The following is a 15,906-nucleotide window of genomic DNA, read 5'->3' as shown; positions in this document are numbered from 1 at the left end:
CCCCTTGCTTTTAAGGATAATTCAGAGAGTCATGATGAAAAGGACAGGAGGAAGCCTGCTGCTTGCCGCCGTGCTGGCGCTGCAGGCCACCGCGCAGGACAAGAGTTTTTTACGCCTCACCCAGCCCGGTAAACAGCATAACCCGGTAACCGCCACCCGCCAGTTCCTGGTGGGCAGCACCTGCACCAGCTGCAGCGTATTTGTAAACGATGAGCCGCAGAAGGTATACCCCACCGGCGCATTTGCCATTGAGGTAGCGCTGGAAGAAGGGGAGAACGAGTTCGAGATCAAATCCAAAGGCCCCTCCGGAGATTCTACGGTGCGGCTGGTTTCTTTCTCCTACCGTATACCCGAAGCGCCCAAACCCATCAACACCTTCAACATCGGCTACATACAAACCTTCCCGGAAGGCAACCTGATAGTAGCACCTGGCGATCTTATCAAGATAAGGGTCAAAGCCCTGCCCGGCGCCACCGTTACCGTCGGTAACAATTTTCCGCTGACAGAATTGCCCCTGAGCGGCAGCCAGACCATGCCCGGCATTTACCAGGGCACTTACACGGTGCAATGCAATGACCCCATGATCAACGGCCGGGCGCTGCCCGTAACCCTCAGCAACGGCAGCCAGCAGGTACAGCGCAACACTGTTTACAGCTTTACCCTGAGAGACCCGCAGTTGCAGCCCCAGGTGGCCGTTACCACCGGAGACGCGCCCTTCCTGAAATTTGGCCTGGGAGAAGACCGGCTGGGCGGCACCAAAGCCGGCTACCTGGACGCTGGCGTGTACCTCCACCTTACCGGCAAGGTTGGTTCAGACTACCGGGTGAAGCTGGCCAAGAACTTTACCGCCTACATTCCGCAAGACATGGTGAAACTGCTGCCCGCCGGCACGTTCCCGCCTTCGTCTCTTACCGGCTCCTGGCGTGTATGGGGAGATGAGAAGTTTGATTATGTAACGGTAGGCCTGAGCCAGAAACTGCCCTACCGCTCCACCCAGCAACTGGAGCCCTCCAAAATTATTGTAGACATTTACGGCGCCACCGCCAATACCAACTGGATCACACAGCTGGAAAACACCCGTGAAATAAAGAACGTGTATTATGACCAGGTGGAAGACGACATCCTGCGTGTGACCATAGAGCTGAAGCACAACCAGCATTGGGGCCACCAGGTGTATTATAACGGCAATACGCTTACCGTTAAAGTAAAAAGGCCGCCCGTTAAACCCGGCCTGGGCAACCTTACCATTGCGGTAGACGCCGGCCATGGCGGCAGCAATGCCGGCGCCCGCGGCCCCACCGGGGTATATGAAAAAGAAATGAGCCTGGCCGTAGCCATTGCGCTGCAGCAAGCCCTGCGGGCGGAAGGGGCACAGGTGCTCATGACACGTGTAAATGATTCCTATGTAGACAACAACTACCGCATTCTTTCTTACCGGGATAAAGACCCTGACCTGCTGGTGAGCATTCATCTCAACTCCTCCTCAGACCCCATCCGCATCAAAGGCACCAGCACCTATTATAAACACGTGGGCTTCCGCCCTCTCAGCCAGTACATTTACAAACACCTGCTGGAGCTGGGGTTGAATGAGTTCGGCAACGTCGGCAATTTCAACTTTGCCCTCAACAGCCCCACAGAATATCCCAACGTACTGGTAGAAACGGTTTTTCTCAGCAATCCCGAAGATGAAATGAAGATCCTGGACGCCGGCTTCCGGAAAAACATGGCTGATAAAATTGTGCTGGGCATTAAGGATTTTGTGGCCGCGTCTTACGCAAAACCGGGGGAATAAAGCCCTTCTTCTATTCCAATTTGTTATGTGTCATAACCAAAATGTATGGTATGCCGCCTGCTGACAGGGGCTAAAAAGAGAAATGGCTCCCGCAGAGGGAGCCATGTAAAATAACCGTGACAGTAAACCGTTTACGGTATTTCCATATCCAGAACGAATCTTTATTATATATTACTTTAGGTAAAATAATGCTTTATCCAGGTATAGTCTTGTGTCATGTCTCGGCAGTGTTTCAGGGGCCTGTGCGTGAGATTCCCAAAATACGCGGTACTGTAAAATTGTACATTCGCCGCCACCCGCGCAATACTCATTAATGGGTATTTTTCAGCCGCGCCCCAGCCGCCGCAACATCCTACCATATTAGTAGATTAATACCTATCTTTGCCAGCGCAGTAAACAGCGTGGCCCCGGTACACTCGCTGCTTGCTAAACATTGATAAATACGCAGTTACAAGGCAAAAAAATTCCCGATCCAACCAGGGGGCGGCGTATTGGGATGAGCAGCGTAATTCGTAACTTTGAAGTTCAAACTATATAAATATAATGTCAACTACCACCATCCCTCCGCAGCCATTGACGGCCAAGGACTTTGCAACGGACCAGGAAGTACGCTGGTGCCCGGGTTGCGGGGATTATTCCATACTGAAACAGGTTCAGACCATCATGCCGGGGTTAGGCATACCCCGCGAAAACATAGTGATCGTATCCGGTATAGGCTGCTCATCCAGGTTTCCTTACTACATGAACACCTACGGCATGCACTCTATCCATGGCCGCGCCACGGCCATAGCTTCCGGCCTGAAGGCCACCCGCCCGGAACTGAGCGTGTGGATCGTAACGGGAGACGGTGACGGGCTGTCTATTGGCGGCAACCACACCATTCACCTGCTGCGCCGCAACTTTGATGTAAACCTGATGCTGTTCAACAACCAGATTTACGGGCTTACCAAGGGCCAGTACTCTCCTACCTCTGAAGAGAACAAGATCACCAAAAGCACGCCGTACGGCAGTATAGATCACCCCTTCAATCCCATGGCGCTGGCCATGGGGGCAGACGCCACCTTCCTGGCGCGCAGCATGGACCGTGATCCCAAGCACCTGCAGGAAATGCTGAAACGCAGCCATGCCCACAAAGGCGCTTCCTTCCTGGAAATATACCAGAACTGTAACATCTTTAACGATGGCGCTTTCGAGATATTCACAGAGAAGTCTACCAAGGCGCAGGAAGCCATTTTTGTGGAACACGGCCAGCCCCTGATCTTCGGCGCCCAGAAAAACAAAGGCATCCGCCTGGATGGCCACCGCCCCGTGGTGGTAGACCTGGGCGAAAGCCAGTACAGCGCTTCAGACCTTTGGATACATGACGAGCAAGACTTCGGGAAAGCCCAGATACTGACCCGCATGTTTGACGATCCGCGCATAGAAGGCCACCTGCCGCGCCCGTTCGGGGTGTTCTACCAGGTTTTCAGGCCTACCTATGATGATATTATGACGGCACAGCTGCAGGAGGCCGTAGCCAAAAGAGGCCCCGGCAACCTTGACAAGCTGCTGGCCGGGAATGAAACCTGGACCATCCGGTAACCCATCCTCCGTAGAAAATAAAAAGGCCCCTTGCTCTTCCATGAACAAGGGGCCTTTGCATTATGAAGAGCTTCCTTAGTGCGTAAACGTTCCGTCACCGAAAAACACCTGGTACAGCAGCGCCAGCCCGAAAATGACCATACATACGCCCGCCACCCGGTTCAGCCATACCACGTTGGTGAGGGTGAGCTTGTGGCGGATCTTGTCAGATACAAATACCTTCAGAATATCCGCAGCCAGCACAAACGCCAGGCATACGCTGTACATGGTAACCCGGTAGCTGACGGAAGTGCCGGCATAGGCCACACATACCCCCAGCCAGAAAATGATAACACCGGGGTTGAGGGTGTTCATCAGGTAGCCGCCCAGCCATATTTTGGCATAGTCCCGCGTGCTGAACATTTCAGGGGGCTCATCCCCGGTGGTGATCCTTACTTTTTTGAAAAACAGGCCGTAAACGCCCATGCAGATGAGGAGAATGCCCCCGCCAATGCCGATGGCGGTGGTAAAATTGCCAAGGTAGCCTACAAAGGAGGAGGCCAGGTTACCCAGCAGCACAAACATGATGTCACTGGCAGATACGCCCAGCGCAAAACTGATACCCGCACGGAAACCGTTGCTAATGCTGTATTTGATAATAGCAAAAATAACGGGCCCCACAGACACGGATAAAAACACTCCCAAACCCAGTCCGGCAATGATGGCGGCAATCATGTGTTCAATTACTTGTTATGCTTTCACAGCTTTCGTGGCCACAAACTGTTCCCAGTCTTTCAGCTTTTCACCTTTCAATACGCGGGGGAACTTGTTCATAGCCCCTTCTTTTCCTTTGCAACGCAGGTAATCGAGGAAAACCTGGTTAGGTAATACTTCTACAAAAATCTCTTTCAGTGCGGAGGTGCGCTCTACCGCATAGTCGTCATTCACTTCACAGAGGGTCTGGTCTATGATCTCCCTCACCTTCTCCGCATCTACGTTCAGCGCGTCCGTACCAATATACCAACGGTGGGCAAACAGGTTTTCGTACCCGAAGCCGGCCACGGTAAACTCGCGGATGGTAATGCCCAGCTTTTTCTGCACCATGTCTATGGCCTTGTTCATATTGTCTATGCTCATATGCTCGCCGGCCAGGCTGAGAAACTGCTTGGTGCGCCCAACAATGGTGATCTCATGCTCCTTTACGGAGGTGAACTTCACCACGTCTCCAATAAGGTAGCGCCAGGCGCCGGCACAGGTGGAGAGCATCACGGCATATTCCACATCTTCCACCACCTCATGTATCATGTAAGATTTCGGGTTGGGCTTCACCTCCCCGTCTGCATCAAAGTTTTCTTCGTTAAAAGGGATGAACTCGTAAAAAATACCCGCGTTGAGCACCAGCTTGATGCCCTTTACGCCCGGCCGGGCCTGGAAACCGAAAGAGCCTTCAGATGCCATGTAGGTCTCAATAAAGGTGATGGGTTTGCCCAGCAGCTTCTGGAAACTGTCACGGTAGGGTTCAAAACTCACGCCGCCATGAATGTAAATGGCCAGGTTGGGCCATATTTCATGGATATTTTTTACATTATGGTATTTAATAATTTCCTCCAATACGATCTGTACCCAGGCCGGTACGCCGCAGACAGTGCCTACGTCCCACTGCGGGGCTTTGCGTACTATCAGCTTGATGCGCTGCTCCCAGTTGGGCTTGCGGGATATATTGCCGCCGGGTTTATAAAAGCGGCGGAACCATTTCGGAATGTTTTTGGCCTGGATGCCGCTCATATCTCCTTCGTAATAATCCCCTTTTTCAAACAAAGAGGTAGTACCCCCCAGCATCAGGATGCCTTTTTCAAAAGATTTGGGCGGCACATTGAAGTTGGCCATGGAGTATAGCTGTTTAACCCCTACCTTTTTGACGGTCCTGAGCATGTCCCGCGTAACGGGGATGTGTTTGCTGGCAGACTCGGAGGTACCGGAGCTGAGGGCGAAGTATTTCACTTTCTCCGGCCAGCTCACATTGGGCACCCCCTCCAGGCATTTGTACCACCATTCGGCGTGCATTTTATTGTAGTTGTGCACGGGTACCCGCGTTCTGAACTGGCTTACCCAATTGGGGCTGTTCAGTATCTTCTCGTACTCATAATGTTCACCAAACTGTGTATGCTTCGCTTTTTCCATAAGCCGGCGCAATACCTGCAACTGGTACTGGCGAGGCGTCCCTAACTTAAACGTGAACTGTTTTCTGATACGAAGGGATCTGGAAATCAGGTTACCAATGATGGCCATTAATTGCGTTTCTGGTTTTAAAAAGCAAAAATAGTTAATTCGTTTGGAATTGGGGGTAAGTTGGCTAAGCTTCGTACCTTTGCGCCATGTTAAAAACTACCTTACTCAAAGCTACGCAAGCCGGTGCAAAAGTTTTACAGGAATATTTTAACGGTACTTTCACAGTTAGCCATAAATCTACGGTGAACGACCTGGTAACGGAAGCCGATAAAGCTGCGGAAACAGCCATTATAAACGTGATCAGGGAAGACTACCCTGAACATCAGATACTCAGTGAAGAATCCGGGGAGATGAAAATGGACTCCCCCGTAAAGTGGATCATAGACCCTATAGACGGTACCGTGAACTTTGCCCATGGCGTGCCGCTGTGCTGCGTGAGCATCGGGGTGGAGCAGGATGGCGAAATGATACTGGGCGCGGTATACAATCCCCTTATGAACGAACTGTTCTTTGCCCAGAAGGGCTTTGGCGCTACGCTGAATGACAAGCGCATCAGCGTTTCCTCCAAAACCAGCATGAGCAACGCCTTTATGGTTACCGGTTTCCCCTACCTTTGGGAAGAGGAGCAGCCCAACCACGCCCTGGTAACCCTGGAACGTTTCATTAAACAGGGCCTGCCGGTACGCCGCCTGGGCTCCGCCGCCATAGACCTTTGCTGGGTGGCCTGCGGCCGTTTCGACGCCTTCTGGGAGCACCACCTCAACGCCTGGGACTCCGCGGCCGGTTACCTCATTGTACAGGAAGCGGGCGGCAAGGTGACTGATTTCAGCGGCAACACCTATTCCCCCTACCAGAAACAGATACTGGCCTCCAACGGCCACCTGCATAACGACCTGCTGAAGGAGATCAACAGATAATAACATGGAAGAAAGAACTGAAATAAATGACCTGGGCGAGTTCGGGCTGATTGACTACCTCACCCGCAACATTGAAATATACAACGCCGGCACCGTATTAGGCGTGGGAGACGATGCGGCCGTTATAGACCACTTCGGCAAACAGACCGTGGTGTCTACAGACATGCTGGTGGAAGGCATTCACTTTGACCTGATGTATACCCCTCTGAAACACCTGGGGTATAAATCCGTGGTGGTGAACCTGTCAGACATTTACGCCATGAATGCCACGCCCACCCACATTACCGTGAGCCTGGCCTTCTCCAACCGCTTCTCACTGGAAGCCCTCAACGAGTTTTACGAAGGGGTGTATGCCGCCTGCGAAAGATACAAGGTAGACCTGGTGGGCGGAGATACCTCCACCTCCCAGAAGGGTTTTGTGATCAGCGTTACGGCCATCGGGGAAGTGGCGCCAGATCAGTTCGTGAAACGCTCCACTGCCCAGAAGGGAGACCTGCTCTGCGTGTCCGGAGACCTTGGGGCGGCTTTCCTGGGGCTTACCCTGCTGGAAAGGGAAAAAAAGATCTTCCTCGAAAACCCGCAGATACAGCCTGACCTGGAAAACCAGACCTATGTGATAGGCCGGCAGCTGAAGCCGGAAGCGCGGCAAGACATCATCTCTTTCCTGGCCGGCAAGGAAATAATGCCCACCGCCATGATGGACGTGAGCGACGGGCTTAGCTCAGAAATACTGCACATCTGCAAACAAAGCAACGTTGGCTGCGTGCTGTACGAAGAGAAGATACCCGTGGCAGACGATGCCCGCCAGCTGGCCATGAAGCTGGGCCTTGACCCCACCGCCTGCGCGCTGAGCGGGGGCGAAGACTATGAGCTGCTTTTCACCATGAAACAGGCGGACTATGACAAGATCACGCTGAACGAAGAAATTGCCGTGATCGGTTACATGACAGACCCGGCTGAGGGCAGCCACATTATTACCCGCAGCGGCAACAAACACCAGATCACCGCGCAGGGCTGGAACGCGTTCAAATGACCAGGGGTTGGGCGTAACAGTCTATAGCGAACGGCGGGCCCTGAAACTCACCGTTAACTTTTTCTGTTTGGTGTTACACCCTTCTGCATAGAGTGTGCCATTAAACTCTCCTTCTACCAGTTCTCCCACTTTGCCCCATTTCCTGATCACAACATTGCCGGATGAATGTTTGGTGGCAAACGGCGGGTGGCATTCCGTATAGGAGGAACTGAAACCCAGCGGAGGCTGCAGCGTGCCGTTGGTCACCATCACCGCAGATTTGCCGGCTTCACCCATCATGCCGCAGGGGTAACTGCCTTCCTTGTTGCTGTTTACCAGTATGGCCACCGTAAAACCCTGGTGCGTGCCATTTATGACTATTCTGCCGTTATCCACCGCCGCCACCTCAGTAAACCGGATGCTGTGCTCTTCCAGCGCGCCGTTCATGTATGCTTCGTTCACTACCATGATGGGCGTAACCATAATGACCTTGCCTGTTCTTCTATACCCGCCCGGCGCGGCCGGGTCTTTCACCAGGTTAAAACCCTCTACCTCCGCGCTTACCTCCACTGTTTGGCTTTCAGACACATCTGCTTTGTATACTGCTTCTATTGCCAGGCGGGGCTTATGTTCAACCGGCACTGGCGTTAACACGCCCTGCCCCTTGATGATCTTCCATCTTCCCGCTGCCGTCACATGCTCAAAGTCCATCCACGGCAGCAAGGGAGCCAGCAGATCTTCATGAATGCCCATCATCCTCAGCCGCGCCTCTTCGCCCACCTGAATAACCGGAGCGGGGGTATACATTTCAAAGGCCCCGTTAATCATCCAGTCGCTAAAGTGGCTGGTGGTAACGGTAAGCGTTCTTTCCGCCTTGTCCAGCACTGCGGGCACCACTTTCCAGGTGCCGTTCTGTTGTTGAAAAAATACGGTCATCAGTTCTTCCGCCGTATTCTCCAGATCTGACGCGGTATAATGGAATGTAACCGTTACCGGCGCTTTCAATGCGCCCTCCGGTGAAAGGCGGTAGGCTTTCCGCCTTGTATTGACCGTGTTGTTAATAGCATGAATGGTAAACCTCGCAGGTGCGCTGACGGCGCCGGGCGGCACCGTAACGGAAACGGTACCGTCAGCATCAGACAGGTGGCCGCCGGCAGCGTCTATCTCTTTTTCTGCCAGCAGGTGCAATACCGTACCGCGTTCTGTTTGTACCGGTTCAGGAAGGGGTTGCTTTTCAGCAGTTTTTTTACAGGCTGCGCCTGCCAGCAGCAGGGCCAGAAAGGGGTATACAATTGTTTTTTTCATTTTACAGCAGATAGGTATGTGTTGCAAAATACCACTTACCAGCTGCCCCTACCTGTGTTTTTCGCCAGCCGTCAAAAAAGCGGAATGAACAGGCTTTTTATCCGCCCCAGGCAATATCTTATTCTATTTTTAACCGGATCAGCGGGCTGTTATTGGAGGGCTCCAGGCCCGCCGGTACCGGCAAGGTGAGCTTCAGATGATAATTTCCTTTTTCAGCAGGAGCGGTTACGGGAATCACTACACTATCTTGCTGCAAAGCAGTGGCAAGCGGCAGATCAGATCTCACCACGTTCCGCACCCCTTCATCATTCCAGCAAACATACTCCACAAAGGGCGCTGCTGCCGGGTTGGTTTGCACCGGCACGTTGTACCCGTTCTGTACCCCCACTTTCAGCTGCAGTGTTTCCCCGGGCCGCAGGGTGTATGCTTTAACGGCCGGCATGAACTGTATAAGCTGGTAGGAGTAATAGGGTGAGACTGTATCGAAGTAAATAGTACCCTGTGTGCGCAAAAGACTGTCGGGGCTGGAGAAATGGCCCCGGTAGCCGGAGGCCAGCAGCACGCCCTTGCCCCACATGCCCTCTTCCATATGCCAGTAATTGTACTGGCTTCTGCGCGCAAAGGCGCTATTGAGGCTGTACGAAGGCTGCCCGGTATAAAACATGTATTTGGACGGCGCCTGGTAGCTGTTCACAAACACCACCGGCCTGCCGCCTGCTTTTTGCGAAAGTGCGGCCGTCCAGGTTTTATTGTGATGTATTTCAGGGCGTATCTCTACGCCGGGCGCAAAGTCCCACACCATGTACACCCTCACCACCAGTACCAGCAGCAGGGATACCCACCACGTTTTTTGCAGCACCTTCATGGAATAACCCTGCCTTACCATGCCCTGATGGGCCAGTATCACCAGCGGGGCAAATACCATCACCGTCCAGTTGGCCTCTACCCGGCCTTTAAAAGTACTGAGCAGGAAAAAAGCCAGCACGCCTACCAGGCTGAACTTTAGGGCACGTTCAAAGCTGCTTTGCACCGGCGTGCGGAAAGCATAGTACAAGAGCAGCCAGCCTACCAGCGGGCCAAACAGCAATACCTGCCCCAGCAAATAATCCAGCGTAAAGCTGATGTCGTAGGCGGAGGCATTGCGCTCCACCAGGTGGTATTGCAGGGAAGGGAAACCGTGTGTATACTGCCAGTACAGGTGCGGGAAAAACAATGCGCTGGTGACTATCACGGCTATGTAAAAACGGTAGAGTTTCAGCAAATGCAGGTTGGAGAGCACGGTAAAAAACACAAGCAGTACGCCGTGGTATTTGCTGTAAAACATCAGCGCCATGCTAAGGGCCAGCAGCAGCGTGTTTTTCCAGCTTTGAGACTCCAGGAAGTTGCGGTAAATATAAAAATACAGCGTGGCGAAAAATATCAGCGGAATATCCGGCACGGCCAGGATGCCTCCCAGCTGCATGGCGCCCATGCCCGCCAGGATGAGGTAAAATACGAGGTTGTTTTTCTGTGGTATCAGCTTGTCTACCAGTATCAGCGTGAGCACGTTCAGTACTACCATGCCCAGCCTTACGCCCAGCTCACTATGAAAAAGCGCGTAGCCCAGCTTGATGAGCAGCGCTATCATGGGCGGGTGGTCAAAATACCCCCAGTCCAGGTGGCGGGAGTACACCCAGTAGTACGCCTCATCATCCATCAGCTCCGTGAAGGAAGCCTGCAAAATGGCCAGTATGGCCCAAAGGGCAAAAACCCCGTACTTATACTGGTTTTTGGTAAAAAAGCGGATCATAGTCCGCGAAGATAGTTAAAGGATCATGAACTTGTCCGCATCCTTCATAAAGGGGAACTTGGCCCGCATTTCGTCAAGATGGGCACGGGAGAAAGTGTGGGTAAACACGTCTTCGCTATGGGCCTTGTGGTAGATGATCTCTCCCACCGGGTCTATGATGCTGGAATCTCCGCTGTGGTAAATATCGTTACCGTCATTACCTACGCGGTTTACGCCTATTACGTAGCACTGGTTCTCTATGGCGCGGGCCTGCAGCAGGGCGCGCCAGGGTGTGCTGCGGCGTTCGGGCCAGTTGGCCACGTTGATCAGCACATCGTACTCAGGGGCGCCGTTGTCTTGTATGGTATTGCGCGCCCAAACGGGGAAGCGCAGGTCATAACAGATATTGAGGTTTATTTTCCAGCCTTTCACCTGGGCAATCAGCCGTTTGTCTCCCGCGGTATAGTGGTCATCCTCCCCGGCAAAGCCGAAGCAGTGGCGTTTGTTGTAGATGCCGTACTGGCCGTTGGGCAGCATCCAGATCAGGCGGTTGTAGTAAGCGCCGCCTTCTTCAATGATAAGGCTGCCGGTAATGATCACGTTCTTTTCCTTCGCTTTTTTCTTCATCCACTGCACAGCGCTGCCATCCATGCTTTCCGCCAGCTTCTCCGGCTGCATGCTGAAACCGGTGCTGAACATTTCAGGCAGCACGATCACTTCCGTTTTCTCCTTGATAGCGTCAATTTTCTCATCAAACATGGCCAGGTTGGCCGGAATGTTTTCCCAGTGCAGATTAGCTTGAATCAGCGTGACCGTTAAATCAGACATAACAAAGTTGAATTACTACAAAACGACCTCAAATTTACGGCAGTAAAACTTAGAAAGTTTTGAATTATTGCGGGTTTATTCTTCCTTTTTTGCGATTTGTTCAATGGCCTCCCTTGCCAGCTCCTGTTCGTAGCCCCTTTGCAGGAGGAACTGCATGGTTTTGTATTGCCTTTTCAGGTATTGTTCCCCGCGCAGCTGCTGGTATTTCTTTTCCGCCAGGGCCAGCAGGGTGTTCCGGTAGTCCGTTTCATCAATTTCTTCCAGCCCTTTTTTGATGCAATAGGGGCTTACCTGTTTCTGTTTGAGCACCATGCTGATCTTTTTGCGGCCCCATTGCTGCATCCTGAACTTGCCGCCGGCGTAGGCCCTGGCAAAACGCTCTTCGTTGAGAAAGTTCTCTTCTACCAGGTGGGCAATGGCTTCTTCCATCTCCTCACCGCGCAGGCCCAGCTCGTAGCACTTTTCCCGCACTTCGGAATGGCAGCGCTCCTGGTAGGCGCAGTAGTGGCGCAGTTTAAGCAGATCGGCTTTCATGAAAGGAAAAATTTACTTTTTCACGATCATCAGCTTGGCATAATTGAGCATGATCTTTTTTTCTCCGCCCGCCTGCGGGAACATTACCGTAGCAATACGGTTGTTGGGCGCTCCTTCCAGGTTCAGGATCTTGCCGAAGCCGAACTTCTGGTGCTCCACGTCCATGCCGGCTTCCATGGTAGCCGGGTCGTCTGCCGTGAAGCCGGGCGAGGGCACGTGCGTGCTTACGGGCGCCGTAGCAGGTTTGGGTGCGGTCCTGGCCAGCGGGTTGGCCGTGGGTGCGGGCGTGGTTTTCTTTTTATCGAACATGCCGCCCCAGGAAACACCGCCGCCGCCAAAGCTGCCGGTGTTGCGGAGGCCGCCGCCGGCATAGCTGCGGTCTACAAAACGCTCCGGCATTTCGTCAAGGAAACGGCTGGGCTCATTTTGCTGCAGCTGCCCGAAGCGGTAGCGGCTATTGGCGTATGTGAGGAACAGGCGTGATTTTGCACGGGTAACGGCCACGTAGAACAGGCGGCGTTCCTCTTCCAGCTCCTCACGGGAGTTGATAGACATGCCGCTGGGAAACAGGCTTTCTTCCAGCCCCACCGTAAACACCACCGGGAACTCCAGCCCCTTGGCGGCGTGAATGGTCATGAGCTTCACCACGTCGCTGTTCTCATCATTGGTGTTGTCTGCGTCTGTGAGCAGGGTGATCTGCTGCAGGTACACGCCCAGGTTCTTGTTGTCCAGCAGCTCCCCGTCTTCCGTAGGCGTTTCGGTAAACTCCTTGATGGAGTTCAGCAATTCCTGCACGTTTTCGTAGCGGGCCAGCCCTTCGGTGGTTTTATCGTTGAACAGCTCTTTGACAATGTTGGTAGACTTGCCCACCTGTACAGCTACTTCGTATGCGTTATGTTTGTCCAGCATTACGCGGAAGCTCTGTATCATGGTCACAAAGTTCTCTATGGCATCCAGCGTGCCGCCCTTGAAGCCGAAATCACGCGCGTTTTCCAGCACCTGCCAGAACGTGATGTTCTGGTCATTGGCGTAGATAGATACTTTTTCAATGGTTGTTTTACCAATGCCGCGCACGGGGTAGTTGATGATGCGCTTGATGGCCTCCTCGTCCCGCGAGTTCATGATCACCCGGAGGTAGGCAATAAAGTCTTTGATCTCTTTACGCTGGTAGAAGGAAAGCCCCCCGAAAATACGGTAGGGAATGGCCAGGCGGCGCAGGCTTTCTTCAAAGGCGCGGCTCTGGGCGTTGGTGCGGTAGAGGATGCAGAAATCGCGGTTGTTGTAGTGATTGCGGAGCTTTTGTTCAGCAATGGTGTCTGCCACAAATTTGCCCTCTTCGTTATCCGTATTGGTGCGGATGAGCTTTATCTTGTCTCCCTCCACATTGTCCGTCCACAAGTTCTTTTCTATCTGGCCCTTGTTTTTGGCGATCACCTCGTTGGCCACGTTAAGAATAGACTTGGTGCTGCGGTAGTTCTGCTCCAGCTTCACCACTTTCACATCGTCATAATCCTTTTCAAACTGCAATATGTTCTGGATGGTGGCGCCACGGAAGGAATAGATGCTCTGCGCATCGTCTCCCACCACGCAAATATTTTCATGCACGGCGCCCAGCAGCTTTACTATTTCATACTGGGCGGGGTTGGTATCCTGGTACTCGTCAATCATGATGTACTGGAACTTGTGCTGGTACTTGGCCAGCACTTCCGGGAAGCCTTTCAGCAGCACGTACATTTTGAACAGCAGGTCGTCAAAGTCCATAGCGCCGTTCTTGAAGCAGCGCTTGGCATACATATCGTATATTTTGCCGGTAAGCGGGCGGCTGGCCCGCTGGTCTTCCTGCTGAATGTAATAGTCGTGCTGGTATTCTTCCGGCCCCATCAGGCTGTTTTTGGCCGCGGAAATGCGGTTGTACACCAGGTTGGGCTTATAATGCTTGTCATCCAGGTTCAGCTCGTTGATGATGGTTTTCACCACGCTCTTGGCATCGTCTGCATCATAGATGGTAAAATCTCCGGGGTAGCCCAGCTTGGGGGCATCTGCCCGCAGCAGGCGTGCAAATACGGAGTGGAAGGTACCGATGTAGAGGTTGCGCGCCTCATTGCCGCCCAGGATCTTTTCCACCCTTTCTTTCATTTCTTTGGCCGCCTTGTTGGTAAAGGTCAGCGCCAGTATATTGAAAGCGTCCACCCCGTTCCGCATCAGGTGGGCTATCCTGGTTGTCAGTACTTTGGTTTTGCCTGAACCCGCGCCCGCAATGATCATCAGGGGCCCTTTGAGGGAGGTTACCGCTTCGCGCTGCCGTTCGTTCAGATCGTCTAAATAGTTTGCCTTCATCACTTCAAAAAATTTGCCGGCTGTAAAAGTACGATTTGAGGGTGGGATCACGAAATAAGTGGATAACTAGGCGTCATCTATTTCTCATTCCTGTCCACCTTCAGCCGCCCCTCCCTGTTGGCCACCTCCCAGGTGGTGTAAAACACCAGCCGGGCGCGTTTTTCCAGCAGGGGATAGCTGATCTTGTCAGGCGTATCGTCCGGGCCGTGATAATCCGGGTGTACCCCGTTGAAATAGAAGATGATGGGAATTTTATGCTGCGCAAACATGTAGTGGTCTGAACGGTAATAAAAGCGGTTGGGGTCATTGGGATCGTTATACTTGTAATCCAGCTTGAGGCCCACCAGGCTGTTGGCCGCTTCACTAACCGGGCGCAGCTCGGAGCTGAGCTTGTTGTCTCCGATGATGTACACGTAGTTGCTGTCTTTGGCATGGTCTGCGTCTATCCGGCCAATCATGTCTATGTTCAGGTCTGCCACGGTATTGGCCAGCGGGTACACCGGGTGCTCCGTATAATAGCGGGAGCCCAGCAGCCCTTTTTCCTCACCGCTCACCGTCATGAACACAATGCTGCGGCGGGGGCCTTTGCCGGCTTTTTTGGCTTTCATGAAAGCCTCTGCCATGGCTATCACCGCTACCGTGCCGGAACCGTCGTCATCTGCGCCGTTGTGCACTTCGCCGTTGATGATGCCGATGTGGTCATAGTGGGCGGTCACAAAAACATACTCGTCTTTTTTGTCCGTACCCGGCAGTATGCCCATTACGTTGCTGGACTTGATCTCCACCACGTCTTTCTGGTATACGAGGCCGGCAATCTGCCCTGCCGCGGAAGGCACCGGGTTATTGGGCTGCAGGCCCTCCACCAGGCTGGCGTAGGGTTTCCCGAATATGGCAGCGGCCACTTCAGGGGAAATAAAATATACGTTGGGAATAAACTCCATGGTGGTGGCCATATCCCCGAAGTACAGGCCTGTTCTGCGCAGGCGGCTGCCGGCGCGGGTAATGCCGGGCATGTTGGAAGATACGATAAAGACCGTGCGGGCGCCTTTGGCAGCGGCGGCGCGGAGTTTGTCTTTCTGCTCCGCAGCGGCCTGGCGGGGCGTTTCAGCCAGCACCACCACCTTGTCTGTAGCGTCAATGCCTTCGTAGCTGTTGAAGGTTTCGCTCACATTGCCGTAGCCGGCAAATACCACCCCGGTTTGCTGCAGCTCCAGGTTTTTTGCATCCCTGAGGCCGGTGTAAAAGTCTTTTCCGAACTCGAAGGTTTTACCGCCGGCGGTAATGGTGGCGTTCACCAGCGTATCCTGGTAGAGGCTGAAAGGCTGCTCCCATTCACCGTTGCCTGCGCCGGGCTGCAGGCCGGCGCGCTTAAACTGTTCCGTAATATATTTCGCCGCCTTGTACTGGCCGGGCTTGCCTGTTTCGCGGCCCTCCATGTCATCTGCGGCAATAATGTAAAGGTGCTTTTTCAAATCTGCCGCAGTAATGGTTTTGGCATAGGGAGTAGCGGCTTTGGGCGCGCTGCGCTTGGTAGCTACCTGCGCGCAGGCTACTGTGCCGCCCGCCATCAGGCAGGCCATGAATACAAGTTTTTTCATGTACGGTTGTTTATGGCGGTAAAAAT

General features: G+C 53.3%; 12 protein-coding genes. 4 read left to right on the top strand and 8 right to left on the bottom strand.

The window, feature by feature from the left end:
* Nucleotides 1-31 precede the first annotated feature (31 nt).
* On the top strand, nucleotides 32-1,792 hold the full coding sequence (locus ABDW36_RS05090) for an N-acetylmuramoyl-L-alanine amidase (protein ID WP_343700794.1): 1,761 nt from the start codon (nucleotides 32-34) through the stop codon (nucleotides 1,790-1,792).
* A gap of 543 nt (nucleotides 1,793-2,335) precedes the next feature.
* Complete coding sequence (locus ABDW36_RS05085) at nucleotides 2,336-3,373, top strand: 2-oxoacid:ferredoxin oxidoreductase subunit beta (RefSeq protein ID WP_343700793.1); 1,038 nt, start codon at nucleotides 2,336-2,338, stop codon at nucleotides 3,371-3,373.
* Nucleotides 3,374-3,448: 75 nt separating this feature from the next.
* Here the strand turns inward: ABDW36_RS05085 and ABDW36_RS05080 are convergent, their stop codons facing one another.
* The gene (locus ABDW36_RS05080) at nucleotides 3,449-4,087 is read right to left on the bottom strand and encodes a LysE family transporter (protein WP_343700792.1); all 639 of its coding nucleotides are present in this window, start codon (nucleotides 4,085-4,087) and stop codon (nucleotides 3,449-3,451) included.
* A 15-nt stretch (nucleotides 4,088-4,102) separates the two neighbouring features.
* Nucleotides 4,103-5,641, bottom strand: a complete 1,539-nt coding sequence (locus ABDW36_RS05075; RefSeq protein WP_343700791.1) for a GH3 auxin-responsive promoter family protein — start codon at nucleotides 5,639-5,641, stop codon at nucleotides 4,103-4,105.
* Between the two features lie 86 nt (nucleotides 5,642-5,727).
* Here ABDW36_RS05075 and ABDW36_RS05070 point away from each other — a divergent pair, with 86 nt between their 5' ends.
* Together ABDW36_RS05070 and thiL are read left to right on the top strand one after the other, a co-directional pair.
* The gene (locus ABDW36_RS05070) at nucleotides 5,728-6,498 is read left to right on the top strand and encodes an inositol monophosphatase family protein (protein WP_343700790.1); all 771 of its coding nucleotides are present in this window, start codon (nucleotides 5,728-5,730) and stop codon (nucleotides 6,496-6,498) included.
* Between the two features lie 4 nt (nucleotides 6,499-6,502).
* The gene (gene thiL, locus ABDW36_RS05065; RefSeq protein ID WP_343700789.1) at nucleotides 6,503-7,531 is read left to right on the top strand and encodes a thiamine-phosphate kinase; all 1,029 of its coding nucleotides are present in this window, start codon (nucleotides 6,503-6,505) and stop codon (nucleotides 7,529-7,531) included.
* 21 nt (nucleotides 7,532-7,552) lie between these two features.
* Here the strand turns inward: thiL and ABDW36_RS05060 are convergent, their stop codons facing one another.
* From ABDW36_RS05060 to ABDW36_RS05035, 6 genes are all read right to left on the bottom strand, one after another.
* Nucleotides 7,553-8,815, bottom strand: a complete 1,263-nt coding sequence (locus ABDW36_RS05060; protein WP_343700788.1) for a hypothetical protein — start codon at nucleotides 8,813-8,815, stop codon at nucleotides 7,553-7,555.
* Between the two features lie 118 nt (nucleotides 8,816-8,933).
* Nucleotides 8,934-10,604 (bottom strand): glycosyltransferase family 39 protein, encoded by a 1,671-nt coding sequence (locus tag ABDW36_RS05055; RefSeq protein ID WP_343700787.1) that lies wholly within the window; start codon nucleotides 10,602-10,604, stop codon nucleotides 8,934-8,936.
* 15 nt (nucleotides 10,605-10,619) lie between these two features.
* Nucleotides 10,620-11,411 carry an amidohydrolase gene (locus tag ABDW36_RS05050; protein ID WP_343700786.1) on the bottom strand — a complete coding sequence of 264 codons (792 nt, stop codon included), beginning with the start codon at nucleotides 11,409-11,411 and terminating at the stop codon, nucleotides 10,620-10,622.
* A gap of 75 nt (nucleotides 11,412-11,486) precedes the next feature.
* Entirely contained in the window at nucleotides 11,487-11,945 is a 459-nt protein-coding gene (locus tag ABDW36_RS05045; protein ID WP_343700785.1) for a regulatory protein RecX, read from the bottom strand.
* A 12-nt stretch (nucleotides 11,946-11,957) separates the two neighbouring features.
* Nucleotides 11,958-14,282, bottom strand: coding sequence for a UvrD-helicase domain-containing protein (locus tag ABDW36_RS05040; protein WP_343700784.1), 2,325 nt, complete (start codon nucleotides 14,280-14,282; stop codon nucleotides 11,958-11,960).
* Between the two features lie 77 nt (nucleotides 14,283-14,359).
* Complete coding sequence (locus ABDW36_RS05035) at nucleotides 14,360-15,880, bottom strand: M28 family peptidase (RefSeq protein WP_343700783.1); 1,521 nt, start codon at nucleotides 15,878-15,880, stop codon at nucleotides 14,360-14,362.
* Between the last annotated feature and the right edge of the window lie 26 nt (nucleotides 15,881-15,906).

The sequence above is a fragment of the Chitinophaga sp. genome (assembly GCF_039596455.1).
Taxonomy (GTDB): Bacteria; Bacteroidota; Bacteroidia; order Chitinophagales; family Chitinophagaceae; genus Chitinophaga.
This window is presented reverse-complemented; position numbering and strand designations above follow the sequence as displayed.

Excerpts from the sequence above, each read along its gene's own strand:
- ABDW36_RS05090 (WP_343700794.1), top strand. The coding sequence starts at position 32 with ATGATGAAAAGGACAGGAGGAAGCCTGCTGCTTGCCGCCGTGCTGGCG.
- ABDW36_RS05085 (WP_343700793.1), top strand. The coding sequence starts at position 2,336 with ATGTCAACTACCACCATCCCTCCGCAGCCATTGACGGCCAAGGACTTT.
- ABDW36_RS05080 (WP_343700792.1), bottom strand. The coding sequence starts at position 4,087 with ATGATTGCCGCCATCATTGCCGGACTGGGTTTGGGAGTGTTTTTATCC.
- ABDW36_RS05075 (WP_343700791.1), bottom strand. The coding sequence starts at position 5,641 with ATGGCCATCATTGGTAACCTGATTTCCAGATCCCTTCGTATCAGAAAA.
- ABDW36_RS05070 (WP_343700790.1), top strand. The coding sequence starts at position 5,728 with ATGTTAAAAACTACCTTACTCAAAGCTACGCAAGCCGGTGCAAAAGTT.
- thiL (WP_343700789.1), top strand. The coding sequence starts at position 6,503 with ATGGAAGAAAGAACTGAAATAAATGACCTGGGCGAGTTCGGGCTGATT.
- ABDW36_RS05060 (WP_343700788.1), bottom strand. The coding sequence starts at position 8,815 with ATGAAAAAAACAATTGTATACCCCTTTCTGGCCCTGCTGCTGGCAGGC.
- ABDW36_RS05055 (WP_343700787.1), bottom strand. The coding sequence starts at position 10,604 with ATGATCCGCTTTTTTACCAAAAACCAGTATAAGTACGGGGTTTTTGCC.
- ABDW36_RS05050 (WP_343700786.1), bottom strand. The coding sequence starts at position 11,411 with ATGTCTGATTTAACGGTCACGCTGATTCAAGCTAATCTGCACTGGGAA.
- ABDW36_RS05045 (WP_343700785.1), bottom strand. The coding sequence starts at position 11,945 with ATGAAAGCCGATCTGCTTAAACTGCGCCACTACTGCGCCTACCAGGAG.
- ABDW36_RS05040 (WP_343700784.1), bottom strand. The coding sequence starts at position 14,282 with ATGAAGGCAAACTATTTAGACGATCTGAACGAACGGCAGCGCGAAGCG.
- ABDW36_RS05035 (WP_343700783.1), bottom strand. The coding sequence starts at position 15,880 with ATGAAAAAACTTGTATTCATGGCCTGCCTGATGGCGGGCGGCACAGTA.